23 protein-coding genes and 1 tRNA gene are annotated in these 25,607 nt (G+C 71.4%); 13 read left to right on the top strand and 11 right to left on the bottom strand.

The window, feature by feature from the left end:
* Window positions 1-40 precede the first annotated feature (40 nt).
* From ACWDGI_RS33510 to ACWDGI_RS33500, 3 genes are all read right to left on the bottom strand, one after another.
* On the bottom strand, window positions 41-928 hold the full coding sequence (locus ACWDGI_RS33510) for a cellulose-binding protein (RefSeq protein ID WP_450765549.1): 888 nt from the start codon (window positions 926-928) through the stop codon (window positions 41-43).
* 298 nt (window positions 929-1,226) lie between these two features.
* Complete coding sequence (locus ACWDGI_RS33505) at window positions 1,227-4,274, bottom strand: SUKH-4 family immunity protein (RefSeq protein WP_450765547.1); 3,048 nt, start codon at window positions 4,272-4,274, stop codon at window positions 1,227-1,229.
* An 8-nt stretch (window positions 4,275-4,282) separates the two neighbouring features.
* Entirely contained in the window at window positions 4,283-5,299 is a 1,017-nt protein-coding gene (locus ACWDGI_RS33500) for an SMI1/KNR4 family protein (protein ID WP_450765545.1), read from the bottom strand.
* Window positions 5,300-5,597: 298 nt separating this feature from the next.
* Here ACWDGI_RS33500 and ACWDGI_RS33495 point away from each other — a divergent pair, with 298 nt between their 5' ends.
* Window positions 5,598-6,137, top strand: coding sequence for a YwqJ-related putative deaminase (locus tag ACWDGI_RS33495; protein ID WP_450765543.1), 540 nt, complete (start codon window positions 5,598-5,600; stop codon window positions 6,135-6,137).
* A gap of 142 nt (window positions 6,138-6,279) precedes the next feature.
* Window positions 6,280-6,777: an SUKH-3 domain-containing protein gene (locus ACWDGI_RS33490; protein WP_450765541.1), complete on the top strand. Its 498-nt coding sequence runs from the start codon at window positions 6,280-6,282 to the stop codon at window positions 6,775-6,777.
* A gap of 195 nt (window positions 6,778-6,972) precedes the next feature.
* On the opposite strand, the gene ACWDGI_RS33485 is transcribed toward ACWDGI_RS33490, so the two are convergent.
* Window positions 6,973-8,286 carry a sensor histidine kinase gene (locus ACWDGI_RS33485; RefSeq protein ID WP_450765539.1) on the bottom strand — a complete coding sequence of 438 codons (1,314 nt, stop codon included), beginning with the start codon at window positions 8,284-8,286 and terminating at the stop codon, window positions 6,973-6,975.
* Between the two features lie 166 nt (window positions 8,287-8,452).
* On the opposite strand from ACWDGI_RS33485, the gene ACWDGI_RS33480 reads away from it, so the two are divergent.
* The 7 genes from ACWDGI_RS33480 (at window position 8,453) to ACWDGI_RS33450 (ending at window position 14,165) form a co-directional block, all read left to right on the top strand.
* On the top strand, window positions 8,453-9,325 hold the full coding sequence (locus ACWDGI_RS33480) for a hypothetical protein (RefSeq protein WP_450765537.1): 873 nt from the start codon (window positions 8,453-8,455) through the stop codon (window positions 9,323-9,325).
* Window positions 9,326-9,335: 10 nt separating this feature from the next.
* Window positions 9,336-9,406 (top strand) — tRNA-Gln (locus ACWDGI_RS33475).
* A gap of 115 nt (window positions 9,407-9,521) precedes the next feature.
* Window positions 9,522-10,970: a bifunctional UDP-N-acetylglucosamine diphosphorylase/glucosamine-1-phosphate N-acetyltransferase GlmU gene (gene glmU, locus ACWDGI_RS33470; protein ID WP_450765535.1), complete on the top strand. Its 1,449-nt coding sequence runs from the start codon at window positions 9,522-9,524 to the stop codon at window positions 10,968-10,970.
* Between the two features lie 144 nt (window positions 10,971-11,114).
* Window positions 11,115-12,095, top strand: a complete 981-nt coding sequence (locus tag ACWDGI_RS33465) for a ribose-phosphate diphosphokinase (protein ID WP_351710648.1) — start codon at window positions 11,115-11,117, stop codon at window positions 12,093-12,095.
* 235 nt (window positions 12,096-12,330) lie between these two features.
* The gene (locus ACWDGI_RS33460; RefSeq protein WP_450765533.1) at window positions 12,331-12,930 is read left to right on the top strand and encodes a 50S ribosomal protein L25/general stress protein Ctc; all 600 of its coding nucleotides are present in this window, start codon (window positions 12,331-12,333) and stop codon (window positions 12,928-12,930) included.
* Between the two features lie 74 nt (window positions 12,931-13,004).
* Window positions 13,005-13,613 carry an aminoacyl-tRNA hydrolase gene (pth, locus tag ACWDGI_RS33455; RefSeq protein ID WP_450765531.1) on the top strand — a complete coding sequence of 203 codons (609 nt, stop codon included), beginning with the start codon at window positions 13,005-13,007 and terminating at the stop codon, window positions 13,611-13,613.
* A 42-nt stretch (window positions 13,614-13,655) separates the two neighbouring features.
* Window positions 13,656-14,165, top strand: coding sequence for a hypothetical protein (locus ACWDGI_RS33450; RefSeq protein WP_450765529.1), 510 nt, complete (start codon window positions 13,656-13,658; stop codon window positions 14,163-14,165).
* Between the two features lie 212 nt (window positions 14,166-14,377).
* Here the strand turns inward: ACWDGI_RS33450 and ppc are convergent, their stop codons facing one another.
* The gene (gene ppc, locus ACWDGI_RS33445; RefSeq protein ID WP_450765527.1) at window positions 14,378-17,110 is read right to left on the bottom strand and encodes a phosphoenolpyruvate carboxylase; all 2,733 of its coding nucleotides are present in this window, start codon (window positions 17,108-17,110) and stop codon (window positions 14,378-14,380) included.
* 308 nt (window positions 17,111-17,418) lie between these two features.
* Here ppc and ACWDGI_RS33440 point away from each other — a divergent pair, with 308 nt between their 5' ends.
* On the top strand, window positions 17,419-18,432 hold the full coding sequence (locus ACWDGI_RS33440; RefSeq protein ID WP_450765525.1) for an acyl-CoA desaturase: 1,014 nt from the start codon (window positions 17,419-17,421) through the stop codon (window positions 18,430-18,432).
* Window positions 18,429-19,103, top strand: coding sequence for a TetR family transcriptional regulator (locus ACWDGI_RS33435; RefSeq protein WP_450765523.1), 675 nt, complete (start codon window positions 18,429-18,431; stop codon window positions 19,101-19,103). Before ACWDGI_RS33440 ends, ACWDGI_RS33435 begins: the two co-directional genes overlap by 4 nt.
* Before the next feature lie 66 nt (window positions 19,104-19,169).
* Here the strand turns inward: ACWDGI_RS33435 and ACWDGI_RS33430 are convergent, their stop codons facing one another.
* Both ACWDGI_RS33430 and ACWDGI_RS33425 read right to left on the bottom strand, forming a co-directional pair.
* The gene (locus ACWDGI_RS33430) at window positions 19,170-19,532 is read right to left on the bottom strand and encodes a VOC family protein (RefSeq protein ID WP_450765521.1); all 363 of its coding nucleotides are present in this window, start codon (window positions 19,530-19,532) and stop codon (window positions 19,170-19,172) included.
* Window positions 19,532-20,347, bottom strand: coding sequence for a trans-aconitate 2-methyltransferase (locus ACWDGI_RS33425; RefSeq protein WP_450765519.1), 816 nt, complete (start codon window positions 20,345-20,347; stop codon window positions 19,532-19,534). Before ACWDGI_RS33425 ends, ACWDGI_RS33430 begins: the two co-directional genes overlap by 1 nt.
* An 89-nt stretch (window positions 20,348-20,436) precedes the next feature.
* On the opposite strand from ACWDGI_RS33425, the gene ACWDGI_RS33420 reads away from it, so the two are divergent.
* Window positions 20,437-20,934 (top strand): MarR family winged helix-turn-helix transcriptional regulator, encoded by a 498-nt coding sequence (locus tag ACWDGI_RS33420; protein WP_450765517.1) that lies wholly within the window; start codon window positions 20,437-20,439, stop codon window positions 20,932-20,934.
* On the opposite strand, the gene ACWDGI_RS33415 is transcribed toward ACWDGI_RS33420, so the two are convergent.
* Complete coding sequence (locus ACWDGI_RS33415) at window positions 20,893-21,660, bottom strand: LuxR C-terminal-related transcriptional regulator (protein ID WP_450765515.1); 768 nt, start codon at window positions 21,658-21,660, stop codon at window positions 20,893-20,895. The genes ACWDGI_RS33420 and ACWDGI_RS33415 overlap by 42 nt on opposite strands.
* Window positions 21,661-21,932: 272 nt before the next feature.
* Here ACWDGI_RS33415 and ACWDGI_RS33410 point away from each other — a divergent pair, with 272 nt between their 5' ends.
* Window positions 21,933-22,379, top strand: a complete 447-nt coding sequence (locus tag ACWDGI_RS33410; RefSeq protein WP_450765513.1) for a GNAT family N-acetyltransferase — start codon at window positions 21,933-21,935, stop codon at window positions 22,377-22,379.
* A gap of 3 nt (window positions 22,380-22,382) precedes the next feature.
* On the opposite strand, the gene galK is transcribed toward ACWDGI_RS33410, so the two are convergent.
* The 3 genes from galK to galT are packed head-to-tail and all read right to left on the bottom strand — an operon-like array spanning window position 22,383 to window position 25,557.
* On the bottom strand, window positions 22,383-23,537 hold the full coding sequence (galK, locus tag ACWDGI_RS33405) for a galactokinase (RefSeq protein ID WP_450765511.1): 1,155 nt from the start codon (window positions 23,535-23,537) through the stop codon (window positions 22,383-22,385).
* Complete coding sequence (galE, locus tag ACWDGI_RS33400) at window positions 23,537-24,499, bottom strand: UDP-glucose 4-epimerase GalE (RefSeq protein WP_450765509.1); 963 nt, start codon at window positions 24,497-24,499, stop codon at window positions 23,537-23,539. Before galE ends, galK begins: the two co-directional genes overlap by 1 nt.
* Entirely contained in the window at window positions 24,499-25,557 is a 1,059-nt protein-coding gene (gene galT / locus ACWDGI_RS33395) for a galactose-1-phosphate uridylyltransferase (protein WP_450765507.1), read from the bottom strand. Before galT ends, galE begins: the two co-directional genes overlap by 1 nt.
* Window positions 25,558-25,607: the final 50 nt, after the last annotated feature.

Raw genomic sequence — 25,607 nt, 5'->3', positions numbered from 1 at the left:
GAGGTGGTGGGCTGGGGGCGCGCGAGCGGGGAGCAGGGCGCTATTCGGCCGTCGCACGCCCCGTCAGGGTCATGAGGCTGTCGCGCATGTGATCCATGTGCGCCTGAACGTCGTCCCAGGTCTCCCCGTGCTCACGCAGCACCCGCTCGGTGTCCCGCGCGATGCGCTCCTCCCGGACCCGCGCCTCCGCGAGGATCTCCTCGGCACGCACCCGGGCCGCCTCCTGGGAACGGTGCTGCCACTCCTCCGCCTCGCCGAGGGCACGCTTCGCCTCGGACAGGGCGGCCTCCGCACGGGCGATGCGGTCGGCCATCTGCACATCGGCCTCGGCGACGCGCGCGGCCTCCTCGTCCTCCGCCTGGATCCAGCGCTCGGCGTGCTCCTTGGCCTGCTCGGCGAGCATCCCGGTGGTGCGCTGCCGTACCTCGCGCAACGCGGCGAGGGCCTCGCCGCGCGCCTCCTTCACCTCCAGCCGGGCGCCGATACGGATCTCGTCGGCCTCCGCGCGCGCCGCGAGAAGGAACTGGCGGGCGCGTTCCTCGGCGTCCGCGCGGAGCGCGTCCGCCTCTTCCCGCGCCGTACAGCGCTCGTTCTCGGCGCACTCCGCCGCCTGCGAGACCCCGTCGGTCAGAGCGCGCTGGGCGTTGCCGCGCAGGGCCGACGCCTCGTCCACCACGAGCCGGAAAATACGCTGCGCGCGGTCTCCCAGCGTCTCGTAGGTCTGGGGCGGGAGTTGCTCGACGACGGCACGCACCCGCGCGAACTCCGCCTCCATGTCCTTGGCGAGCACGGTGAGCCGCGCGGCACGCTCCCACGCCGCGTCCCGGTCCTGCGAGAGTGCCGCCAGGAACGTGTCGACCTGTTCGGGGCGGTAACCACGCCCGCGGACGGTCACGAAGTCGTACGGCGGCATCGATGCGTTGCTCACCTTGGAACCCCTCTCCGCCGGACCCGCACGAAATGATGATTTCGCGCACATCTTGATGGATAGGGCGTAAGTGTTCATAACGCGACACTCCGCAGACATGTCACGGCCGGAGCGCCGCGCATCGCATCCGGGCCCGCGAGAGCACCAGGAGGCGTGAGCCCTCAGCCGCGCGCCCCGCGGTACCGGCTCGGCACCACCCGCCCCGACCCGATCCCGGGCAGCGGCGTGCGCACACACGTGGGGGCCGGTCCGGTTCACTCGACCGGACCGGCCCCCACCGGCTGTTCCTACCGCCGCTCTACAACAGGCCGTCCCACATCTGCTCCAGCAGCACCGACCACCAGCTCTCCGGCGAACCGAGCGCCGCCGGGTCCAGGGAGGCCAGCTGGGCCTGGAAGTCGACGGTCCAGCGGCCCGCCTGCTCCTGGTTCAGGCCGAACCGGAGCCGCCACATCCGGCCCAGCAGCGCCAGACAGCGCGCGAACTCCGGCAGCCCGGTGTTGACGAACTGCGGCGCCACCGACGCCCCGCCCGGCCCCGCCTCCACCGGCACGGCCACGATGTTCGCGGTGCCGTACTGCACACAGATCGCCTTGCCGAAGTCGGTACCCATCACGAGGTACGACCCCGCGTCCGGCGCCGGCTGCACCCCGCGCTCCTGCGCCAGCTCGGCCAGCGTCGGCACCGGACGGCCCGGCTGGGCCTGCGCCCAGAAGAACGGCCCCATGTCCAGCGGCAGTCCGGCCGCGACCAGCGTGTGCGCCACGATCGGCGGCACCCCCTGCCGCGACACCGCCGCCTGCTCGAACCGGAACACGCCCGGCCCGAACGCCGCCCCCAGCTCCTGCGCGATCGCCTCCGGCGGGATCGGCGGCGCCGCCTGCACCGGCGGCAACGGCGCCCGCACCGGCGCGGGCCGCGCGGGACCCGCCGCCACCTGGTGCAGCTCGCCCTGGTGCGCCAGCAACTCCCGCATCCCCTGCTGCCGGCTCGCGTGATCCGTCCCGTACGGCGCGATGCTCGCGAGCCGCGCCTGCGGCCACTGCTCCCGGATCATCCGCGCGCAGTAGGCACCGGGCAGCTCGCACGGCTCCAACTCCGTGTGCAGCTCCAGCACCTGGTCCGGCGGCACGTTCATCGCCCGCAGCTCGTGGTAGATCTGCCACTCCGGGTGTGGTGTCCCCGGCGCCGAACGCCGGATCAGCTGCTGCTCCGAACCGTCCTGCGCGCGGTAGCGCAGCACCGCCTGGTAGCCGGGGCCCACGGTCGGCTGGCCCTGCTGCGGGTAGCCGTACGCCGGTGGCTGCTGCCCCGGCACGGCCTGCCCGGGCGGCGGCATCGCGCCGGCCGGCATCGGCGGCGGCATCTGCGGGGCACCCGGCGGCATACCGGGGGCGCCCGGTGCCGCGGGTACGCCGGGGGCGGGCGGGGGCGGTGGTGCGCCGGGGGCGCCCACGGGGGGCCCGGCCAGCACGGTCTCCGCGTGGTGAACCGCCCCCTGCGCACCACCGGGAGAGCCCTGCGCACCCGGCGCTGGAGGCATGCCTGGGGCGCCGGGGGGCTGCGGTGCGCCAGGGGCGCCCGAGGTTTGCGGTGCGCCCGGCACGAAAGGTGCACCTGGGGCGTATGGCGGCGGCTGCGCGCCGGGCGCGTGGGGTACACCGGGGGCGCCCGGGGCTCCAGGAGCGCCGGGCGGGTTCGGCATGCCCGGGGCGCCAGGGGCCTGAGGCGCGCCCCCGCCCCTCGCATTCGGGTCGGCCAGCATCGTGGCCGAACGATGGACGTCCCCGGGGGGCGTGCCACCCGGAGTGCCCGGCGCGCCGTGCGGGTTGGGGGCGCCCGGCGGAGTCTGCGCGCCCGGCGCCTGAGCCGGACCCCCAGGCCCCTCGGGACCCAGCGCCGACACCATCTGCGTCGGCACATACCCGCCCGCCGGCGCACCCGGCGCGGGCGGCGCGGGCAGCTGAGGCGTGCCCCCCGGGCGCGCGCCCGGCGTTCCAGGGGTGCCCGGCGGCGGAGGCGGCGCACCGGCCGCGCCGCGCGCCTTGCGCGGAGGAGGTGCGGCCCGGCTCGTCGCGGCATCCGCTATGTCACTGGCATTCGGTGCCAGCGGGCGGCTCGGAGCGGCCGGCCCCGCCGGAGGCTGCGGCGCGCCCGGAGCACCGTCCGGCCCCTGCGGGTACCCGTAGCCCGGGGCGGCGGGGCTCTGCGGATAGCCGTAAGAGGGCGCGGGCGGAGCCGGGGGCGCCGGCGGACTGGCCGGCACGCCCGGCGCGGGCACGCCCGGAGCCGCGGCCGGCCCCTGCGGATAGCCGTACGTCGGGGCGCCCGGCGCAGGCGGCGGAGGCGTGCTGCCCTGCGGCGCGCCGGGCGCGGCGGCCGCACCGTGCGCCCCGGGTGCACCCGGCACCCCCGGCGCACCAGCAGCTCCACGCGCCCCCGACACACCACCCTGCCCGCCGTGCACACCCTGCGCGCCCTGCACACCCTGCGCGCTCGCGTCGTCGAGCGCCGGAGACACCGCCGTGCGCGGCAGCTGACTGCCCCCCGACATCAGCGCCGTCTCGGCGTCTCCCAGCGCACCGTTGTCGGAGCCGCTCAGCGGCGGCGCGAACACCGTCGCGGGCAACGGAACAGAACGGTCCTCACCGGCATCGGCGTTCGTGTCGGTGCCCGCCCAAGGAGTGGCACCGGCAGGCACGTTGGGCACGCCCGGCGCACCGGGTGCACCCTGCGCCTCCACAACCGCCCCGGCGCCGGCCCCCGCGCCGCCCCCGGCCGCCGGCCAAGAAGCCCCACCGGGACCCGCCGGCACTCCCGCCTGCGTCTCCGCAAGCCCACCGGAACCCACACCCGGCCCCATGCCGGAACCCGCACCGGACCCCACACCAGAGCCCGTCCCCGAGCCCGCACCGGCCCCCCCGGCCACACCCTCGGCCGACGGCCCGTCACCTCCCGCTCGCCGGTCCGGGATCCCCAGCTTGTCCGCCGCTTCCTGGAGCCACTCCGGGGGGCTCAACAGGAAGGAGGTCTGGTTCAGGTCGACCCGCGCCGCGGGCGCCGGTACCGCGTCGGCGACCTCCGCCTCACGGCCGTACTCCTCCTCGTACCGGCGGATCACCTCGCCCACCGGCAGCGCCGGCCAGAGCGTCGCGTCGCCGGTGTCCCGGGCGATGACCAGCCGCTGCCCGCCCGCGTCCGAACGCGGGCCCTCGGCACGGTCCTCGCCCCACACCACGAACCCGAGGCCGAACTCCCGTACCCGCACCTCACGGTGCTGGTACGCCGGCACGTCGCCGTTGATCCACTCCTCCGCGCGCTCCTGCGCCTGCGCGAACGTCACCATGCCGAAACTCACTCCCCCGAGCCAACAGAGACGGCACGGGCGAAACCGCCGTCCACCATCAGGTTCGCCACCGTCTCCAGCTCCGGCGGGGAACCCGCCAGCCGGGACAGGAACACGTCGAAGTCCTCACCGCAGGGCAGCAGCAGCCGTTCCACCCGCTCGGCCGGCGGCCACGACGGATCCACGTCGCGCACATCGTCGTACGCGCAGAACCACACCGAACCGAGCCGGTCGCCCTTCACCTTCACCGCCAGCAGACCGCCCTGCACGAAACACACGCCCAGGTAGTCCTTGGTCAGATGGTCGCGCAGGCACTTGTTGACGTACACGAGGTCGTTGACCGCCGCCTCGTCGCGGACCGTGAAGAACGGCTGGTCCAGCAGCAGACCGAGTTCGGCGTCCAGCGCCGTGCCCACCGGAGCGCACCCGCCCGCCGCCTTCAGAAAGGAGCGGTACGCACCGGGCAACCGGTAGCCCAGGTCCTCCTCGACGCCCTGCACCTGCGACTCCGACACCGCCACGCCCGACTTGGGCAGCCCGACATGGGCCGGGCGGGTCTCCTGCAACGGCCGCGTGCCCCGCTTGCCCTGGTCCACCCGGGCCGTCGCCACTCCGCCGTGGTGCCGCAGCAACGCCTTCACCTCGACCGGGACCAGCTCCAGCCGCCGCGACCCGGCCACGTGATGCCACGTCCAGCCGTGCGGCGTCGCCACCGCCGGCACCGTGTCCCACAGTTCATGACCCGAGGCGGACAGCACCGCGTTCGCCGACACGTAGTCCGTCAGCCGCAACTCGTCGACGCCGAAACCCTCCGGCGGGTCCGCGATCTCCGCCGCCGCGCGCGCGTAGGGCGAGAAATCGGGGTACCCATGGTCGTCGACACGTACCCCTCTCGGGTGACGTGCCGCCCGGACCGGATCCGGGAAATGCACGACCTGCCCGGCGTAGGCCGAGTTCGGCGGCACGGCTTGTCCCCCGGCCTGGCGGCTGGGCGGTGCCCCCATCCCGAGCCGACCTGTCGTCATGACGGTTGCCCCCTGCGGCACTCTGTACGAACCGAAACCACACCCCAAAGGCGCACCCCGGCTCGTATCCGGCTGTCTCTCCCACGTCCCAGACGCGTCGACCGCGCCCATCGCGGTGCCGACAGCCTATGCGGTACGCGAACCCCGGTCACCGGGCCTCCGCTTCCGTGACCAGCCGTCACCCCGCCGTGACAGCCTGCCCAAACCCGGGCGTGTCGCAGCGCCCCAGCTACCGCACCCGCCACGGGATTTGGCAGTCTGTGACTTTCGGGGGGATGCCCGGGAGGGGAAGACGATCATGAACGTCACGCAGACGGGACCGCACACCGCGATGCCCGGCGCCGGTCACGGCGCCACCACCGGCGACCCCCGCATCGGCTGGAGCAGCACCGAAATACCTCCCGCGCCCACCCTCCGGCACCGCCGCGACGGCATCCTGCCCACGGTCGCGGCCGCCCTCTCCGTCCGCGGCGCCACCCTCACCGGCACCGCGGCCCGCGGCGACCAGCCGCCTCCGCTGCACCCGCTGGTCCAGGAGTTCCTCGACACCCTGCCCAGCGGACAACGCGACCGTTCCACCGGGCGCTGCGCCGAGGCCATCCTCATCTCACGGCACATCGCCTCCGCCGACAGCGCCCGCAGCAAACGCGCGGTCCGCAAACCCATGACCAACGGAGAGGCCCGCAAAGCCCTCAAGCAGGCCAAGCTCACCGCCCGCCGCATACGCGAGGACGGCGACCCCCTGCACGGCAGCTTCGCCGCCCCCTGCCGGTCCTGCGCCGCCCTCAGCGCCCACTTCGGCGTCCGCATCGTCGACCCCACCGCCACCGACGACTGACGCACCCCCCACCCGCACAGCACTCAACACCCAACACCCCGCACCAAACACCACACGCCACCCGTAGCACCCGCACCCGCACCCGCACCCGCACCCGCACCCGCACCCGCACCCGCACCCGCACCAAACGAACGAAGGGCAGATGCACCCCGACCGCACCTCCACCACGCGCTTCTCGGTGCCCGTCGACGCGGCTCTGCGCGCCGCCGGCTGGCAACCCGGACGCTGGGACATAAAACAGGCCGAGGTCTGGGCCGACGCCCTCCGCGAGCACACCTCACCCGCCGGGCACCGGCACGCCGTCTTCCCCGCCGCCGTGGAGGCCTGGGCCGAATTCGGCGGCCTGCACATCAACCCCACCGGGCCCGGCCGCCAGATCGCCCCCGCCACCCTCCACCTCGACCCCCTGCACGGCCTCCACCTCGCCCGCACCCTCGGCGACCTCGGCCGCGCCCTCGACACCGAGGTCTGCCCCCTGGGCGAGGAGACCGAGACCCGCTCCCTGCTCGCCATCGACACCGAGGGCCGCGTCTACACCCTCGACCACACCGGCGACTGGTACGTAGGCCCCGACATCGACCACGGCCTCACCGCCCTCATCGCAGGCGTCGAACCCCAACGCCTCACCACCCACACCTGACCGGCACCCAGGCCTGACCGGCACCCACGCACCGAAACCGCTCACTCACCCCAGCGCGCACAACCCACCGAAACCACTCACCACCCACGCACGCACCACCCACCGAAACCACTCACCACCCACGACACCCACCCGCAACGCCCGTCCACGGCCCCCACCCACCACACCCGCCACACCCACACCCACCACACCCGCTCACGCCGCCGGAATCACCGCCGACACCCGGAAACCTCCCGCGTCCGTCGGCCCCGACACGAACACCCCGCCCAGGCCCAGGACGCGCTCGCGCATCCCCAGCAGACCGTTCCCGCCCGACGGCAGGCCCGCCGAGGCCGCCGACGCCGGCTCCGGCGGCGGCTCGTTCTCCACCTGCATCGCGATCTCCGCCACCCGATGCGCCAGCCGCACATGGGTCTTGGCGCCCGCCGCGTGCTTGTGGACGTTCGTCAACGCCTCCTGCACCACCCGGTACGCCGTCTGCTCGACCGCGACCGCGTACGACCGCACGTCCCCCTCCACCGACAGATCGACCACCATCCCGGCCGCCGCCGACTGCCCGATCAGCTCCTCCAGCTCCGACAGGTACGGCCCCTCCTCCTCGGCCACCCGCGAGGCCGCCGCCGCGGCGGCCACCCCCACCGCGGCCAACGGCAACGACGCGGACGCCGACGCCGTACGACGCCGGTCACCGTCCCCGGAGCGCAGCACCCCGAGCATCTCCCGCAGCTCCGTCAACGCCTGGCGCCCCATGTCGCCGACCAGCGCCGCGTTCTTCACCGCCTTCTCCGGGTCCTTCCGCGCCACCGCCTGCAAGGCCGCCGCGTGCACCACCATCAGGCTCACCCGATGCGCGACGACGTCATGCATCTCCCGCGCGATCCGGGTCCGTTCCTCGCCCCGCGCCCACTCCGCACGCTCCTCCGCGCGCTCCGCGAGCAGCTGAAGCTCCCGCTCCAGGCTGTCCGCACGCTCCCGCAGGCTCTCCATCAGCCGCCGCCGCGCACCCACGTACAGGCCCAGCAGCACCGGAGGCGCGGTCAGTCCCAGCGAGGTCGCCAGCGACGCGAAGGGGACGAACCAGTCCCCCATCGTCAGATCCCCGCGCGCCATGCTCTGCCGGACCCGCACGAACGTCACGATCAGGGTGCCCAGGAACGTCATTCCGGACAGCGCCACGATGATCCGTCGCGGCACCTCCGCCGCGGCGAGGGTGTAGAGGCCGACGATGCCCATCAGGAAGCCCATCTGGGCCGGCGTGATCGCGATCGACACGAGTACGACGGCGATCGGCCATTTCCTGCGCAGCAGCAGCACCGAACCGGCCAGCAGACCGAACACGATCCCGGCCGACGCCGGAACACCCGCGTCCCGGGCGAACGGGATCCCCTCGGCGCCGCACTCCAGCGCCGACACCAGTGCCAGACCACCGTCCAGCACCGCACTACGCCACCGCGACCACCACCACGGCCCTGCCAAGGCCGTCGTGCGGTCTGCCCCCGTCGTGGTCATGCGTCCAGCCTACGGGCGCGGGGGTGGGCTTTTCCGGTGAGTTTCGTCTACTGGCCTACACCACCCTCCGTAACCGAACAACACCGAAACCCACCTGTATCCCTCGAACTGCTGAACCATGACCGTTCAGCCTCGGAATCGACCATTCCGCCCGGACGGTATGCCCATGGCACATTCAGACAGCAAGTACCGGGACTTCGAGGGGCTCCGGGAGCAGGCGGTGGCGCTGCGGCGGTCCGGACTCAGCCGACGCCAGATCCGCGACCGGCTGCACGTCGACAACAACGACATCCTCAACCGCCTCCTGGAGGGCGAGCCGCCCCCGGAATGGACGAAGCGCCCGAACGCGAAGGACGACCTGCGGGAGAGGGCGAGGGAGCTACGGCTCCAGGGCTGGACGTACGACCAGATCCAAGTGGAGCTGGGGTGCTCGAAGAGCTCGATCTCACTGTGGGTACGGGATCTACCGAAGCCGGAGCGACGCGACCCGACGGAACAGGCGAAGCTGGCGGGCCGGAAACGCTGGGAGCACGAACTGGCGATCCGAGACGCCGAACGCCAGGAGACCAAGGCAGTGGCGAAACGCGAGATCGGTGAACTGACCGATCGAGAGCTGTTCATGGCGGGAGTCGCCCTGTACTGGGCCGAAGGATCCAAGGACAAACCGTACGCCCGCCGCGAGAACGTGATCTTCGTCAACAGCGACCCAGGCGTCATCAAGTTCTATCTGGCCTGGCTGGACCTGCTCAACGTCGAGCGCGAGCGCCTTCGATTCACCGTGATGATCCATGAGACCGCGGACATCAGCGGCGCCGAACAGTACTGGGCCGATCTCGTCGGCGCCGACCGCTCCGCGTTCTACAAGACCACACTCAAGAAACACAACCCCAAGACCGTTCGCAAGAACGTCGGCGACTCCTACAGAGGCTGTCTCGCCGTCCGTGTGTCCCGCGGGAGCGAGTTGTACCGTCGCATCGAAGGCTGGTGGTACGGCATAGTAGGGGCTGCCACAGCGGCCGATCAACAAAGTCGGACATAGCGGCTATCCATCCCGGATCGTCTAAGGGCAGGACAAACGGTTTTGGTCCGTTGAATGAGGGTTCGAATCCTTCTCCGGGAGCACGACAAGGCCGGGCCCTGACAGCACCGTCAGGGCCCGCTCCCATGTCGCCCATGAAACGCCCCGGTATCCTGCGGATGTCACCCCCACCATCCAAAAGCCGAAGGGCAACTCCGTGAGCGCCATTCGCCCGGCAGCCGTCGTCGTTCTCGCAGCGGGTGAGGGCACCCGTATGAAGTCGGCCACACCCAAGGTCCTGCACGAGATCTGTGGCCGTTCCCTGGTGGGCCATGTGCTCGCCGCCTCCCGCGAGTTGAAGCCCGAGAACCTCGTCGTCGTCGTCGGGCACGCGCGTGAGCAGGTCGGCGCGCATCTCGGTGCGGTCGACCCCGCCGCCCGTACGGCCGTGCAGGAACAGCAGAACGGCACCGGGCACGCGGTACGGATGGCGCTGGAGGAGCTGGGCGGCACGGTCCAGGGGACCGTCGTGGTCGTCTGCGGGGACACCCCGCTGCTCACCGGCGCGACCCTCGCCCGGCTCACCGAGACGCACCACGGCGACGGCAACGCCGTGACCGTGCTGACCGCCGAGGTCCCGGACGCGACCGGTTACGGCCGGATCGTGCGTGACGACGCGTCCGGCGCGGTGACGGCCATCGTCGAGCACAAGGACGCCTCCGACGCGCAGCGGGCGATCCGGGAGATCAACTCGGGTGTGTTCGCGTTCGACGGGCAGCTCCTCGCGGACGCGCTGGGCAAGGTGCGCACGGACAACAGCCAGGGCGAGGAGTACCTGACGGACGTGCTGGGGATCCTGCGCGAGGCCGGGCACCGGGTCGGCGCCTCGGTGGCCGCCGACCACCGCGAGATCGCCGGGATCAACAACCGGGTGCAGCTGGCGGAGGCCCGCCGGATCCTCAACGACCGGCTGCTGGAGCGGGCGATGCTGGCCGGCGTGACCGTCGTGGACCCGGCGACCACGTGGGTCGACGTGACGGTCACCTTCGAGCAGGATGCCGTCGTCCACCCGGGGACGCAGCTGCAGGGGTCCACGCACGTCGGTGAGGGTGCCGAGGTCGGGCCGAACAGCCGGCTGAAGGACACCCGGGTCGGCGCGGGGGCGCGGGTGGACAACACGGTGGCCGATTCCGCCCATGTCGGTGCGAACGCGTCCGTGGGACCGTATGCCTATCTGCGGGCGGGGACGCGGTTGGGGGCCAAGGGCAAGATCGGCACCTATGTGGAGACCAAGAACGCCTCGATCGGGGAGGGGACGAAGATTCCGCATCTCTCCTATGTCGGCGACGCGTCGATCGGTGAGTACTCGAACATCGGTGCGGCGAGCGTGTTCGTGAACTACGACGGCGAGAGCAAGCACCACACCACCGTCGGGTCGCACTGCAAGACGGGTTCGGACAACATGTTTGTGGCGCCTGTCACGGTCGGGGACGGTGCGTACACCGCTGCCGGGTCCGTGATCACGAAGGACGTGCCGCCCGGTTCGCTGGCCGTGGCCCGTGGCCAGCAGCGGAATATCGAGGGTTGGGTGGCCCGGAAGCGTCCGGGAAGTGCGGCGGCGAAGGCCGCCGAGGCGGCCTCCCGGCAGGGCACGAACGAGGACTGACCGGAAACAGGTGCGCCGAAGACGTCGTACCGTGATAAGTGCACACCCGCACCTAACCAGCTGATTCGGCCTCTCGCGCCCAGCCGAGGGGTCGCTGGCAGCCAGCAGGCTGTACGGCTGAGACACCTCTGAGGAGACAGTGCTGTGACCGGGTTCAAGACGACCGGCGAGAAGAAGATGATGTTCTTCTCCGGCCGCGCCCACCCCGAGCTTGCCGAGGAGGTCGCCCACCAGCTGGGTGTCGGGGTTGTCCCGACGAAGGCCTTCGACTTCGCGAACGGCGAGATCTACGTCCGCTACCAGGAGTCGGCGCGCGGTGCCGACTGCTTCGTGATCCAGAGCCACACGGCTCCGATCAACCAGTGGATCATGGAGCAGTTGATCATGATCGACGCGCTGAAGCGCGCGTCGGCTCGTTCCATCACGGTGATCGTGCCGTTCTACGGTTACGCCCGGCAGGACAAGAAGCACCGGGGCCGTGAACCGATCTCGGCGCGGCTGATCGCCGATCTGATGAAGACGGCGGGTGCGGACCGGATCCTGACCGTGGACCTGCACACGGACCAGATCCAGGGGTTCTTCGACGGGCCGGTGGACCATCTGTTCGCGCTTCCGCTGCTGGCGGACTACGTGGGCGCGAAGGTGGACAAGGGCAAGCTGACGATCGTGTCCCCGGACGCCGGCCGGGTCCGGGTCGCGGACCGCTGGTGCGACCGGCTCGGTGCGCCGCTGGCCATCGTGCACAAGCGCCGTGACAAGGACGTGGCGAACCAGGTGACGGTCCACGAGGTCGTGGGTGAGGTCAAGGGCCGGGTCTGTGTCCTGGTCGACGACATGATCGACACGGGTGGCACGATCTGTGCCGCGGCGGACGCGTTGTTCGCGCACGGTGCCGAGGACGTGATCGTGACGGCGACGCACGGTGTGCTGTCGGGTCCGGCGGCGGACCGGCTGAAGAACTCGCGGGTGAGCGAGTTCGTGCTGACGAACACGCTGCCGACGCCGGGCGAGCTGAGCCGGGACCTGGACAAGATCACGGTGCTGTCGATCGCGCCGACAATCGCGAGCGCGGTGCGCGAGGTGTTCGAGGACGGTTCGGTGACGAGCCTCTTCGACGAGCAGTGAGCGGCGCTTCGTAACGACCGTGCAGTGAGGTTTCTGCACCGGCCGCTCCAGCCGCCGGTGAAGATCCTTTTGGGTACGGCCTCCGCTCCGAGTAGACTGCCCCAGTTGCTCGGCGAGGGAGGCCGTACCTGTTTTCGTACAGGTGTCGGCGGTCCGTTATCGACGCGCTCTTCGTAGCAGGCCGTTCGTGGCCGGGTGACCACGTCCGTTCCTATCTCTACGAGGAGTGATCACCATGTCCGAGGTGAAGATCGCCGCCGAGTCGCGCACCGAGTTCGGCAAGGGCGCCGCCCGCCGTATCCGCCGCGACAGCAAGGTCCCCGGTGTCCTGTACGGCCACGGTTCGGACCCGATCCACCTGACCCTCCCGGGCCACGAGCTGCTGCTCGCGCTGCGTACCCCGAACGTCCTGATCTCCCTGGACATCGACGGCAAGTCCAACGAGCTGGCGATCCCGAAGTCCGTGGTGCGCGACCCGATCAAGGGCTTCCTGGAGCACGTCGACCTGCTGCTGGTCAAGCGCGGCGAGAAGGTCAACGTCGAGATCCCGGTGCACACCGAGGGCGAGCTGGCCCCGGGCGGCAACCTGCTGGAGCACGTGCTGAACGCGCTGCCGGTCGAGGCCGAGGCCACCCACATCCCCGAGTCCGTCTCGGTCTCCGTCGAGGGCCTGGAGGCCGGCGCCTCCGTCCTCGCCAAGGACATCACCCTGCCGTCCGGCGTGACCCTGGCCGTCGAGGACGACGCGGTCGTCCTGCAGGTCCTGGCCGCGCAGGCCGAGGAGTCCGCCGAGGGCGAAGAGGGCGAGTCGGGCGAGGAAGTCGCCGAGGCCTGATCCTCACCTTCGTTTCGTCGTTCGTCAGCCGCTGCTTCCTCCCGGGAGCGGCGGCTGGCGCGTATCAAGGAGACATGGACGTGACCACTCCCGCAGCCGCCAACGCCCCCTGGCTGATCGTCGGCCTCGGCAACCCCGGACCGGAGTACGCGATGAACCGGCACAACGTCGGTTTCATGGTCGCGGACCTGCTCGCCGGGCGGATCGGGGGGAAGTTCAAGCGGGCCGGCAAGGCGCAGGCCCAGGTCGTGGAGGGGCGGCTCGGGGCGCCGGGTCCGGCGAGCCGGCGGGTGATCCTGGCCAAGCCGATGTCGTACATGAACCTGTCCGGCGGCCCGGTCAACGCGCTGCGTGACTTCTACAAGGTGCCGGTGGCGAACATCGTCGCGGTCCACGACGAACTGGACATCGACTACGGCGTCCTGCGGATCAAGCTCGGTGGCGGCGACAACGGCCACAACGGGCTGAAGTCGATGACGAAGGCGATGGGTGCCGACTACCACCGGGTGCGGTTCGGGATCGGGCGCCCGCCGGGCCGTATGCAGGTCGCGGACTTCGTGCTGAAGGACTTCTCCTCGGCCGAGCGCAAGGAACTGGACTACTGCGTGGACCGGGCGGCCGACGCCGTGGAGGCGCTGGTCACCGAGGGACTGGAGCGGGCGCAAAGCTCGTACAACTCCTGACTTGTCCCCCACCGCAGTTGACCGGCCGTAGGGACATGGCCAATGATCCCGGCCATGCCTGCTGCCTCGGTCACCTCCTCCCGTACGCCCCCGGTCGCCGCGCTGCGGTTCGGCCGGGTCGTGTCGATGGGCGCGGTCGCCGTGCTGATCCTGGTCGGCGGTGTGTGGGGCTCCTGGAGTACGGCGCAGCACGTGATGCTGACGAAGGGCAAGGAGCGGGGCACGATCGAGGTGACCACGTGCGGTGCGGACACCTGCACGGGCCCGTTCACCCCGGTCTCGTCCGGCGCCTCCGCGCGCTCGCGGGTGGCCATCGACAAGTCGGTGGCGGTACGCAAGGGGCAGACCTACGACGTGATCGTGAAACCCGGTACCGACGACGTGGTCCGGTCCGGCCCCGCCGGGGTCCTGCTCGCCTGGGTACCGCTCGGCGGCGCGCTGCTGCTGGCGTCGGTGGTGGTGGCCGGAGGCCTGCGGCTGACCCGGGTGGCCTGGGGACTGGGCGGTCTCGGGATCGCGCTGCTGACGGCGGCTTTCTTCGCCCTGCAGTGAGCCTGTAGAGCTGCGGGCACAGACGGCAGGCACATACGGCTTGAGCGCACATGGCTCGAGCCCACATGGCTCGAGCACACATGGCCTGAGCACACACGGCTCCAGCACACACGGCTCGAGCACACATGGCCTCAGCACACACGGCTCCAGCACACACGGCTGTGCCCCCGGGTGTACGACCCCGGGGGCACAGCCGTGTGCGGTGGTGTCGGTCAGCCGGTGTTGCGCAGGCCGGCCGCCACGCCGTTGACGGTGAGGAGCAGGGCGCGGGCGAGCAGCGGGTCGGGTTCGGCGCCCGCGGCGGCCGCGTCGCGCTGGCGCTTGAGGAGCGTGACCTGGAGGTAGGAGATCGGGTCCAGGTAGGCGTCACGGATGCCGAAGGTCTGCTTGAGCACCGGGGTGGCGTCCAGCAGTTCGCTCTCGCCGGTGATCTTGAGGACCTCGGCGACGGTCAGCTCGTGCTCGGCCCGGATGGTGTCGAAGACGTGCTTCAGCTCGTCGGGGACGAGGGTGTCGACGTAGTGCTGGGCGATCCGCAGGTCGGTCTTGGCGAGAGTCATCTCGACGTTGGAGACGAAGTTGCGGAAGAAGTGCCACTGCTGGTGCATCTCGTCCAGGACCGTGTCCAGGCCGGCTTCGCGCAGGGCCTTCAGTCCGGAGCCGACGCCGAACCAGCCGGGGACGATCTGCCGGGACTGGGTCCAGCCGAACACCCAGGGGATGGCGCGCAGGCCGTCGAGCGAGACGCCCGAACCGGGGCGGCGGGAGGGCCGCGAGCCCAGGTGGAGGTCGGCGAGCTGGTCGACGGGGGTGGAGGCGAGGAAGTACGTCGGCAGGTCGGGGTCTTCGACGAGTTCGCGGTAGGCGGCGTGGGCGGCCTCGGAGACGACGTCCATGGCCGCGTCCCAGCGAGCGAGCGCTTCATCGGACTGGCGGGGTGCGGTGTGCAGGGCGGAGGCCTGCAGGGTGGCGGCCACCGTCAGTTCCAGGTTTTCGCGGGCGAGGGAGGGGATGAGGTACTTGTCGGAGATGACCTCGCCCTGCTCGGTGACCTTGATCTCGCCCTCCAGGGTGCCCCAGGGCTGGGCGAGGATCGCGTCGTGGGAGGGGCCGCCGCCGCGGCCGACGGTGCCTCCCCGGCCGTGGAAGAGCCGCAGGCGTACGCCGTAGCGGTGGGCGACGTCGCGCAGCCTGCGCTGGGCGCGGTGGATCTCCCACTGGCTGGTGGTGATGCCGCCGAACTTGGAGGAGTCGGAGTAGCCGAGCATGACCTCCTGGACGTCTCCGCGCAGCGCGACCAGGCGCCGGTAGGAGGGGTCGGAGAGCATGTCCTCCAGGATGGTGTCGGCGGCCTTGAGCTCGTCGGTCGTCTCCAGGAGGGGGACGATGCCGACCTTGGCCCAGCCGGCGTGCAGGTCCATCAGCCCGGCCTCGCGGGCCAGGACGGCGGCGGCGAAGACGTCGTCGGCGCCCTGGCACATGGAGATGATGTACGACTCGACGACCTCGGGCCCGAAGATCTCCAGGGCCTTCTTCACGGTCTGGAAGACCCCGAGGGTCTTCTCGCCGGCCGCGTCCACCGGCGCCGGGGTGGGCGCGAGCGGCCGGCGCGAGCGGAGCTCCTTGGCGAGGAGCTTGCCGCGGTACTCGCGGGGCATGTCGGCGTAGCGCCAGGACTCCTCGCCGAGGCGGTCGAAGAGCTGGCCGAGGGCGTGGTGGTGGGCGTCGGCGTGTTCGCGGACGTCCATGGTGGCGAGCTGGAGGCCGAACGCGGCCAGGGTGCGGATCGTCCGGGCGAGGCGGCCGTCGGCGAACAGACCGCCGCGGTGTTCGCGCAGGGAGGCCTGGATGAGCCGCAGGTCGCCGAGGAGTTCGGCGGTGCCGAGGTAGTCACGGCCGGGCTGGTGCGGGGTGTCGGTGGCGAGGCGCTGCTTGGTGTTGACCAGCTTCTGCCGGATGCAGGTGGCCTTGAGCCGGTAGGGCTCCTCGGCGTTGAGGCGCTTGTAGCGGGGGCTGATCTCGGGCAGCAGCTCCAGGTCGGCGCGGAGCGACTCCAGCAGTTCCTCCGTCGCACCCGTGTAGCGGATGGAGTTGGAGAGGAAGCCGCGGAGTTCGTCGATCATCTCCAGGGCGTCGTTGATGCCGTGCTCGTGCTGGAGGATGAGGACGTCCCAGGTCACCTGCGGGGTGACGTTGGGGTTGCCGTCGCGGTCGCCGCCGATCCAGGTGCCGAAGGTGAGCGGGCGGGTGTCGTCGGGGAGCTTGACGCCGACCCGCTCCAGCTCCGCGGTCAGGTCCTCCAGGACGTCGCCCACCGCGTCGGCGTGCAGTTCGTCCAGGTAGTAGATGGCGTTGCGGGCCTCGTCGGCCGGCTCGGGGCGTACGACGCGCAGTTCGTCGGTCTGCCAGACCAGGTCGATGTTCTCGGCGAGGCGGATGTCGGTACGGCGGCGGTCCGACTCGATGACCGGGGTGTCCAGCAGTGCGGCGATACGCCGGAGCTTGTTCAGGACCGAGCGGCGCGCGGCCTCGGTGGGGTGGGCCGTGAACACCGGGCGGACGTTGAGGTTCTGGACGGTCTGACGCAGGTGGTCGGCGTCGGCGTCCTTGAGCCGGTCGGCGGTGCGGGCGAGCAGGCCGCCCTCGGCGGCGCGGCGGGTGCGCAGTTCGCGGCCGCGGTGCACCTGCTCGGTGACGTTGGCCAGGTGGAAGTAGGTGGAGAAGGCACGGACCAGCTTGGCGGCGGTCTCCAGTTCGATGCCGCGCAGCAGTTCGGCGGCGGCCTCGCCGTCCTCGCGGGTGAGACGGCGGACCTTCTCGACGAGGTCCAGCAGCTCGGGGCCCTCCTGCCGGACGAGGGTCTCGCCGAGAAGGTCACCCAGCCGGCGGATGTCGGCGCGCAGCTCACTGCTGGTCGTGGTGGTCTGGTCGTCGGCACTGCTCACAGGTGCGGCTCCTTGCAGTGTTGAAGCTCGTCTGGAGGGGACCCGTCCGTCAGCCGGGCGGCAGGCGGGGCCTGTCCGCATACGGGCCGGACATCCGGGAAGGAAACAGAGCGGACCGCGCTGTCCGACCGACTCCAAGGATAGGTGTCCATGAGGACGCGCAGGCTATGGGGCTCTTGCCGTGAGACGCCTCGCTGCCATACTTACGTCGCCGTAGGTTACGGAACCGTAGGGAAGAGCTCCTATCGTCCCGTCCGGTCGCCGCGGATCGGCACCTGTCTCAACCCTCGACCCCCCAGGGGACGCGCATGACCTCGTCTAGTTCCGATGTGATCGAAGACCCCCGGAAGGCGGCCGACGGCTCGCTCCAGTCCGCCACCCTGGGCGGCGAGCGGAAGGGCTCGCTGGAGCAGATCACCCTGCTGCTGTTCATCGTCGTGCCGTTCCTCGCCCTGCTGGCGGCGGTGCCGCTGGCGTGGGGATGGGGGGGCGTGAGCTGGCTCGACCTGGGCCTGATGGTGTTCTTTTACTATCTGGGCTGCCATGGCGTGACGATCGGTTACCACCGCTATTTCACCCACGGTTCCTTCAAGGCGAAACGACCGCTCAGGATCGCGCTGGCGGTCGCGGGCTCGATGGCGGTGGAGGGGCCGCTGGTGCGCTGGGTGGCCGATCACCGCAGGCACCACAAGTTCTCCGACGCGGAGGGTGACCCGCATTCGCCGTGGCGGTACGGGGAGACCGTGCCGGCGTTGCTCAAGGGCCTGTGGTGGGCGCACATCGCCTGGATGTTCGACGAGGAGCGGACCCCGCAGGAAAAGTACGCGCCGGACCTGGTCAAGGACCCGGCGATCCGGGCGATCTCCCGGCAGTTCATCTTCTGGACCGTGCTCTCGCTGGCACTGCCCCCGCTGATCGGCGGCCTGGTGACCTGGTCCTGGTGGGGAGCGTTCACCGCGTTCTTCTGGGGGTCACTCGTCCGGGTGGCGCTGCTGCACCATGTGACCTGGTCGATCAACTCGATCTGCCACGCCGTGGGAAAGCGGCCGTTCAAGTCGCGGGACCGGTCGGGGAACGTGTGGTGGCTGGCGGTCCTGTCCTGTGGCGAGTCCTGGCACAACCTGCACCACGCCGACCCGACCTCGGCCCGGCACGGGGTGGAGCGCGGGCAGCTGGACTCGTCGGCGCGGATCATCCGCTGGTGCGAGCAGCTGGGCTGGGCGTACGACGTGCGGTGGCCGTCACGCTCACGTATCGATTCGCGCCGTGACAGCGGGGAAGGCGGCTCCCGGCGAGGGGCGAAGAGCGTCGAGGCGGCATGATTGACGCTGTGGCGACCGACTCCAGCAACCCCAGTCCCGAAAAGCCGCGGCGGGCACGTCGCACCCGGATGACCGGTGCGGAGCGCCGCCAGCAGCTGTTGGAGATCGGTCGCACCCTCTTCGCCGCGAAGGGTTTCGAGGGCACCTCGGTGGAGGAGATCGCGGCGAAGGCCGGGGTCTCCAAGCCGGTGGTGTACGAGCACTTCGGCGGCAAGGAGGGCCTGTACGCGGTGGTGGTCGACCGGGAGATGCGCCGGCTGCTGGACATGGTGACCGGCTCCCTCACCGCCGGCCATCCGCGTGAGCTGTGCGAGCAGGCCGCGTTCGCCCTGCTCGACTACATCGAGGAGTACACGGACGGGTTCCGGATCCTGGTGCGGGACTCGCCCATCCCGCAGTCCACGGGTTCCTTCGCGTCCCTCATCTCGGACATCGCCACCCAGGTGGAGGACATCCTGGGCCGCGAGTTCAAGCTGCGCGGCTTCGACCCCAAGCTGGCGCCGCTGTACGCGCAGGCGCTGGTGGGCATGGTGGCGCTGACCGGCCAGTGGTGGCTGGACGTGCGCCGCCCGAAGAAGGCGGAGGTCGCCGCCCACCTGGTCAACCTGGCCTGGCACGGCCTGGACGGGCTGGAGCCGAAGCCGCGGCTGATAGGGCACCGCAAGGCGTGAGACCGCCCGGCGGCCGGCTGTCGCCGCCCGCCGGGCAACCGTGACCGTGCCGGGGCGGACGGCGGCTCAGCGGACCGGTTCCAGGAACTCCAGGCGGTTGCCGACGGGGTCCTCGCAGAAGAACCGGCGGTGGCCGGGGAGGTTCCCGTCCCAGGCGACGGGTGTGCCGTGGGCGGTGAGCCGGGCCGCATACCCGTCGATGCCCGTCACCCGCAGCCCCGGGTGGGCCTGCCTGGCCGGCCGGAAGGCCTGCTCGATCCCCACGTGCAGATGGATCTCGCCGGCCCGGAACCAGCAGCCGCCGCGCGCCGCGAGCACCGGCGGTTTGGGGACCTCCGTCATGCCGAGGGTGTCCACGTAGAACGTCCGGAGCCGGTCCTCGGAGCCGGGCGGGGCGGCGAGCTGGACGTGGTCGAGGGCGGCGAGCATCAGTTCCCCTCCTTGTGGGCGACGGCGAAGATGCGCCGGAACGGGAACGGGGTGCCGTGCGGGCCGGCCGGGTAGGCCTCGCGCAGTGCGGTCCGGTACTCGGCGAGGAAGGCGTCACGGGCCCCGGGATCGTCGGCTAGGGCGGTGAGGACCGGGCGCAGTCCGGTGCCCTTCACCCAGTCGAGGACCGGGTCCTCGCCGGTGAGCAGGTGGACGTACGTCGTCTCCCAGACGTCGGCGGCGCAGCCGAGCCCGGTCAGGCGCTCCAGGTAGGCCTCGGGGGTGAGGACGGCGTCGTCGTGCCGGAGGGCCTCGGCGAGGCGGCCCCGCCAGCGGGGGGACTCGGCGAGGGTGCGCATCAGCCGGTGGCTGGGGGCGGTGAAGTTGCCGGGGACCTGGAAGGCGAAGGTGCCGCCGGGGGCGAGGCCGGCGACCCACTCGGCGAACCGTTCGGCGTGCCCGGGGACCCACTGGAGCGTGGCGTTGCTGACGATCAGGTCGTACGGCCGCTCGGGCGCCCAGGTGCGGACGTCGGCGTGGGAGAAGTCCAGGCGGCCACCGCCGGCCGTGCGGCCCTCGTACTCCACGAGTGCCTTGTCGAGCATCTCGGGCGAGTTGTCGTAGCCGGTGATGCGGGCGGTGGGCCAGCGTTCGGCGAGCAGGGCGGTCATGTTGCCGGGGCCGCAGCCGAGGTCGGCGACGGCCGGGGGTTCGCCGGGGAGCGCGGGGATCCGGGCGAGGAGGTCGGTGAAGGGGCGGGCGCGGTGGCCGGCGTGCCGGAGGTACTGGGCGGGGTCCCAGGCGGGAGTCGTCATGGGTTCCACCTTCCCCGGCCTGATATCTCGATGTCAAGAAGCTCGACATCAAGAGACTTCACGTCGACACAACCACTACACTGATCGCCATGGAGGACGAGGTCGATCGGCTGGTGGCTGCGTGGCGCCGGGAGCGCCCGGACCTCGACGTGGAACCGCTTGAGGTGCTCAGCCGGGTGAGCCGACTGGCCCGACACCTGGACCGGGCACGTCGGCTGGCCTTCGCGGAGCACAGCCTGGAACCCTGGGAGTTCGACGTGCTGACCGCGCTGAGGCGCGCGGGGACGCCGTACCAGCTCTCCCCCGGGCAGTTGCTGACCCAGACCCTGGTCACCTCGGGGACGATGACCAACCGGATCGACCGGCTGGCCAAGAAGGGCCTGGTGGAACGGTTGCCGGACCCGAGCGACCGGCGGGGCGTGCTGGTGCGGCTGACCGAGGAGGGCCAGGACCGCGCGGACCAGGCCCTGGCCGGACTCCTCGACCAGGAACGGGCGATCCTCGCCGAACTCTCCCGCACCCAGCGCGCCGAACTGGCCGGTCTGCTACGCCAGTTGACCGCCCCGTTCGACAACATCCCCGGCTAGGTCCGCCGGGCCGACCCCGGCGCGGCGGGCGAGGGCGACGGCGGCCAGGGTGGAGTGGACGCCCAGCTTGCCGAGCACGTTCTGCATGTGGGTGCGGACGGTGTGCGGGGACAGGAACAGGCGCTCGGCGACCGCCTTGCGCCCCAGGCCCGCCACCATGCACCGGAGCACTTCGCGCTCCCTCGGCGTGAGGGACTCCACGAGCCGCTCGCTCTCGGTGCGGTGCTTGCGCGCGGCCGTCAGCTCCCGCAGGACCCCGGTCAGCAGGGCGGGCGGCAGATGGGTCTCGTCGCGCAGCACCCCCCGGATGACGTTCAGCAGCCGGGACAGCGAGCAGTCCTTGGCGACCCAGCCGCAGGCGCCGGCCTGCAGGGCCAGGGCCGCCCGCCGCGGGTCGTCCTTCTCGGCGAGCACGACGACACGGACGGCGGGGTGGGCCGAGCGGACCCCGGTGACCAGCGATATCCCGTCGACCAGGCCCTCCTCGTTGCCCTCCTGGACCGGTACCGCCGGGCGGCCGCCGGGCAGTTGGCCACCCAGATCGGCGTCGACGAGCAGCACGTCGTAGCGGCGGCCCTCGGCGACCGCGCGCTCCAGGCAGCGCAGCGCCGCCGGACCGCTGCCGGCCGCGGACACGTCGACGTCGGGCTCGGCGGCCAGTGCCGCGGCGAGCGACTCGGCGAAGATACGGTGGTCGTCGACGACCAGAACTCGGATACGAACCACGAAACCCCCTTCCCCAAGCTCTTCACGAGCAGGGGATACCCCAAGATGCTCAGAACGACGGGTCACACGGACACGACACCCGCGGGAGGACCGAACCGCACGGCCGCCGCCGTGCCTGAACTGCTACCCCCACCGCGGGTGTCGTACCCGACTTGTCTCGCCCCCTGATCAGCACCGGCCCCCACCGGTGCTGCTCCTCAGGGTACGGAAGGGGGGCGGGAGCGGAAGGCAATTTGCAGAACTGCCCGACCGACGCGTTTATGGTGTGCCGCATGTTTCGTATTGAGGCGGAAGTCGACAAAGAACGGCGGGAACTGCTCCGCACCCGGCTGCTGGACACCAACACCGCGGCCTCCCCGGTCCTCGCGGCCCTGCGCGGCACCCCCGGTGAACGCCAAGTGCCGCTGCACGTCTGGGCGATGGACGAGGGGTCGGGCGAGCTGGCGGGCGGTCTGGTGGGGCACACCTGGGCGACCTGGCTGCACGTCACCTATCTGTGGGTGGACGCGGGCCGTCGCGGCGCGGGTCTGGGCACCCGGCTGCTCGCCGAGGCGGAGCGCATCGCCGGGCAGGACCGTGCCTGCACCGCCGCGCGCCTGGAGACCTGGGACTTCCAGGCGCCGGACTTCTACCGGAAGCAGGGTTACGTCGTGGTGTGCGTGGTCCCCGACTATCCGCCGGGGATCACGGAGTACACGCTGACGAAGCGGCTGGGCTGAGCCTCAGCTCTCCCGGCGGGCGCCCGCCGACGGCACCGCCTCGAACGTACGGGGCGCCTTGAAACCGGCCGCCGCGAACGCCTCTTCGACCGCCTTGGTGATCGTGTCGACGTCGGACGCCTCCGCGAGGACGATCGCCGAGCCGCCGAAGCCGCCGCCGGTCATCCGGGCGCCCAGGGCGCCGGTGGCGAGGGCGGTGTCCACGACCAGGTCCAGCTCCGGGCAGGAGATCCGGAAGTCGTCGCGCAGCGAGGCGTGGCCCTCGGTGAGAATCGGGCCGATGGCGCGGGTGTCGCCGGCCTCCAGCAGGGCGACGACGCGTTCCACCCGGTGGTCCTCGGTGACGACGTGCCGGACCAGGCGCCGTACCTCCTCCTCGTCGCCCAGCCGGTCCAGCGCCGCCCCGAGGTCGTCGTAGGCGATGTCCCGCAGCGCGTCCACGCCCAGCAGGGCCGCGCCCTTCTCGCAGCCGGCCCGGCGCTTGCCGTACTCGCCGCCGCTGTGCGCGTGCTTGACCTGCGTGTCGACCACCAGCAGCCGCATGCCCTCGGCCGCGAGGTCGAAGGGGATCTGCTTCTGCGCGAGATCCCGGGTGTCCAGGAACAGGGCGTGGCCCAGCTCGCAGCAGGCGGACGCCGTCTGGTCCATGATGCCGGTCGGCGCCCCGACGTAGACGTTCTCCGCGCGCTGGCACAGGCGGGCCAGCTGCCAGCGGGCCAGGCCCAGTCCGTGCAGGTCGTTGAGGGCGAGGGCGATCACCACCTCCAGGGCCGCGGAGGAGGACAGGCCGGCGCCGGTCGGGACCGTGGAGGCCAGGTGGACGTCGGCGCCGGTGACCGGGTGGCCGGCCTCGCGCAGCGCCCAGACCACGCCCGCCGGGTACGCCGTCCACTCGTCGTCGGTGCCGGGTTCCAGGGCGTCCAGGGCGAGTTCGACGACCCCGCCCTCGATGTCGGCGGAGTGCAGGCGCAGCACGCCGTCGGTGCGGCGGGAGACCGCGGCCGTCGTCACGTGCGGCAGCGCGAACGGCATCACGAAGCCGTCGTTGTAGTCGGTGTGCTCACCGATCAGGTTGACCCGGCCCGGTGCCGACCAGACCCCTTCGGGCGCGGTTCCGTAGAGCTCCGTGAATCCGTCCCGGACCTGCTGTGCCCCCACTACTGCTCCCTCGAGACGTGCTGTGCGAACTCCCAGGCGTCCGCGACGATTCCCGCGAGGTCCGCGCGGGTCGGGTTCCAGCCCAGCTGCTCGCGGGCGGTGGCCGCCGAGGCGACCAGGACGGCCGGGTCGCCGCCCCGGCGCGGGGCCACGACCTCGGGGATCGGATGGCCGGTGACCTGGCGGACGGTCTCGATGACCTCGCGTACCGAGAAGCCCTCGCCGTTGCCGAGGTTGCAGATCAGGTGCTCGCCGGGCCGTGCGGCCGTCAGGGCCAGCAGGTGGGCGTCGGCCAGGTCCGCGACGTGGATGTAGTCGCGGACGCAGGTGCCGTCGGACGTCGGGTAGTCGTCGCCGAAGACCGAGACGGCCTCCCGCCTGCCCTGGGCGACCTGGAGGACCAGCGGGATCAGGTGCGACTCGGGGTCGTGGCGCTCGCCCTGCGCGCCGTAGGCGCCGGCCACGTTGAAGTAGCGCAGGGAGACCGCGCCCAGGCCGTGCGCGGCGGCCTCGCCGGTGATCATGTGGTCGACGGCGAGCTTGGTGGCACCGTACGGGCTGGTGGGCTTCGTCGGGGCGGTCTCGACGATCGGGACCTGCTCCGGCTCGCCGTAGGTGGCCGCCGTGGAGGAGAAGACGAGCTTGCGGACGCCGGCCTCGCGCATCGCGCCGAGCAGCGCCATGGTGCCGCCGACGTTGTTGTCCCAGTACTTCTCGGGGTGTTCGACCGACTCGCCGACCTTGGAGAACGCGGCGAAGTGCAGCACCGCGTCGTAGGAGGCGTCGAGCCACTTCGCGGCGTCGCGGATGTCGCCCTCGACGAAGGCCGCGCCCGCCGGGACGCCCTCCCGGAAGCCCGTGGAGAGGTTGTCGAGGACGGTGACCTCGTGGCCCGCCTCCAGCAGATGCTGGGCAACCACGCTGCCGACGTAACCCGCCCCGCCCGTCACCAGGTACTTCATCAACTCGCTACCTCTCGCAGTCGCTCGGCCGCGCGCTCCGGCGGCACGTCGTTGATGAACACGTTCATGCCGGATTCGGAACCCGCGAGAAACTTCAGCTTGCCGGACGTTCGGCGAATGGTGAAAAGCTCCAGGTGCAGCGCGAAGTCGTCGCGCGTGACCCCCTCGAACTCCTCCAGCGTCCCGAACGGCGCCTGGTGCCAGGCGGCGATGTAGGGCGTGGGAGGTTCACCCTCACCGAAGATACGGTCGAAGCGCCTCAAGAGTTCCAGATAAACCTGGGGGAACTCTGAGCGTGCCGCCTCGTCGAGACCGAGCAGGTCAGGGACGCGGCGCTTCGGGTACAGGTGGACCTCGTAGGGCCAGTGTGCCGCGTACGGCACGAAGGCGGCCCAGTGTTCACCCTCAAGGACGACGCGTTCGTCGGCGAGTTCACGCGCCAGGACGGCGTCGAAGAGGTTCTCCCCGCCGGCCGCCTCCTTGTGGGTCGCGAGTGAACGCAGCATCAGCGCGGTGCGGGGGGTGGTGAAGGGGTAGGCGTAGATCTGGCCGTGCGGGTGACCGAGCGTCACGCCGATCTCCTCGCCGCGGTTCTCGAAGCAGAACACCTGCTGGACGGAGGGGAGATGCGACAGTTCCGAGGTCCGGTCGGTCCACGCGTCCAGGACCAGGCGGGCCTGCTCCTCGGTGAGGCTCGCGAAGGACGCGTCGTGGTCCGAGGTGAAGCAGACCACCTCACAGCGCCCGGAGTCGCCGGCCAGCGAGGGGAAACGGTTCTCGAAGACCACCACGTCGTACGAGGAGTCCGGGATCTCGCTCAGCCGGTCGCCCTTGGTCGGGCAGAGCGGGCACTGGTCGGCCGGCGGGTGGTAGGTGCGGCCCTGCCGGTGCGAGGCGATGGCGACCTGGTCGCCGAGCAGCGGGTCACGGCGGATCTCGGAGGTGGTGTGCGTCCGCTCCAGCGGCCGGCGGTCCACCGCGTCCCGCACGGTGTCGTCCCGCAGGTCGTAGTAGATGAGCTCGCGACCGTCGGCCAGCCGGGTCGAGGTCTTCTTCACTGCGGACTCCCGAAAATCGAGCGTTGTTCGAGTCAGCCAACCATCAAACA

This window comes from Streptomyces sp. NPDC001220, from assembly GCF_053597895.1.
The sequence above is the reverse complement of the archived record's forward strand: the minus strand, read 5'-3'. Positions and strand labels throughout refer to the sequence as shown.

Bases quoted from the DNA above. Each gene is read 5' to 3' on its own strand.
- ACWDGI_RS33460 (WP_450765533.1), top strand. From the start codon at position 12,331: ATGTCCGAGGTGAAGATCGCCGCCGAGTCGCGCACCGAGTTCGGCAAG.
- ACWDGI_RS33505 (WP_450765547.1), bottom strand. From the start codon at position 4,274: ATGGTGACGTTCGCGCAGGCGCAGGAGCGCGCGGAGGAGTGGATCAAC.
- ACWDGI_RS33420 (WP_450765517.1), top strand. From the start codon at position 20,437: ATGGAGGACGAGGTCGATCGGCTGGTGGCTGCGTGGCGCCGGGAGCGC.
- ACWDGI_RS33490 (WP_450765541.1), top strand. From the start codon at position 6,280: ATGCACCCCGACCGCACCTCCACCACGCGCTTCTCGGTGCCCGTCGAC.
- ACWDGI_RS33410 (WP_450765513.1), top strand. From the start codon at position 21,933: ATGTTTCGTATTGAGGCGGAAGTCGACAAAGAACGGCGGGAACTGCTC.
- ACWDGI_RS33440 (WP_450765525.1), top strand. From the start codon at position 17,419: ATGACCTCGTCTAGTTCCGATGTGATCGAAGACCCCCGGAAGGCGGCC.
- ACWDGI_RS33430 (WP_450765521.1), bottom strand. From the start codon at position 19,532: ATGCTCGCCGCCCTCGACCACGTCCAGCTCGCCGCCCCGCCCGGCTCC.
- ACWDGI_RS33500 (WP_450765545.1), bottom strand. From the start codon at position 5,299: ATGACGACAGGTCGGCTCGGGATGGGGGCACCGCCCAGCCGCCAGGCC.
- ACWDGI_RS33435 (WP_450765523.1), top strand. From the start codon at position 18,429: ATGATTGACGCTGTGGCGACCGACTCCAGCAACCCCAGTCCCGAAAAG.
- galE (WP_450765509.1), bottom strand. From the start codon at position 24,499: ATGAAGTACCTGGTGACGGGCGGGGCGGGTTACGTCGGCAGCGTGGTT.
- ACWDGI_RS33450 (WP_450765529.1), top strand. From the start codon at position 13,656: ATGATCCCGGCCATGCCTGCTGCCTCGGTCACCTCCTCCCGTACGCCC.
- ACWDGI_RS33480 (WP_450765537.1), top strand. From the start codon at position 8,453: ATGGCACATTCAGACAGCAAGTACCGGGACTTCGAGGGGCTCCGGGAG.
- pth (WP_450765531.1), top strand. From the start codon at position 13,005: ATGGACGTGACCACTCCCGCAGCCGCCAACGCCCCCTGGCTGATCGTC.
- ACWDGI_RS33425 (WP_450765519.1), bottom strand. From the start codon at position 20,347: ATGACGACTCCCGCCTGGGACCCCGCCCAGTACCTCCGGCACGCCGGC.
- ACWDGI_RS33495 (WP_450765543.1), top strand. From the start codon at position 5,598: ATGAACGTCACGCAGACGGGACCGCACACCGCGATGCCCGGCGCCGGT.
- ACWDGI_RS33485 (WP_450765539.1), bottom strand. From the start codon at position 8,286: ATGACCACGACGGGGGCAGACCGCACGACGGCCTTGGCAGGGCCGTGG.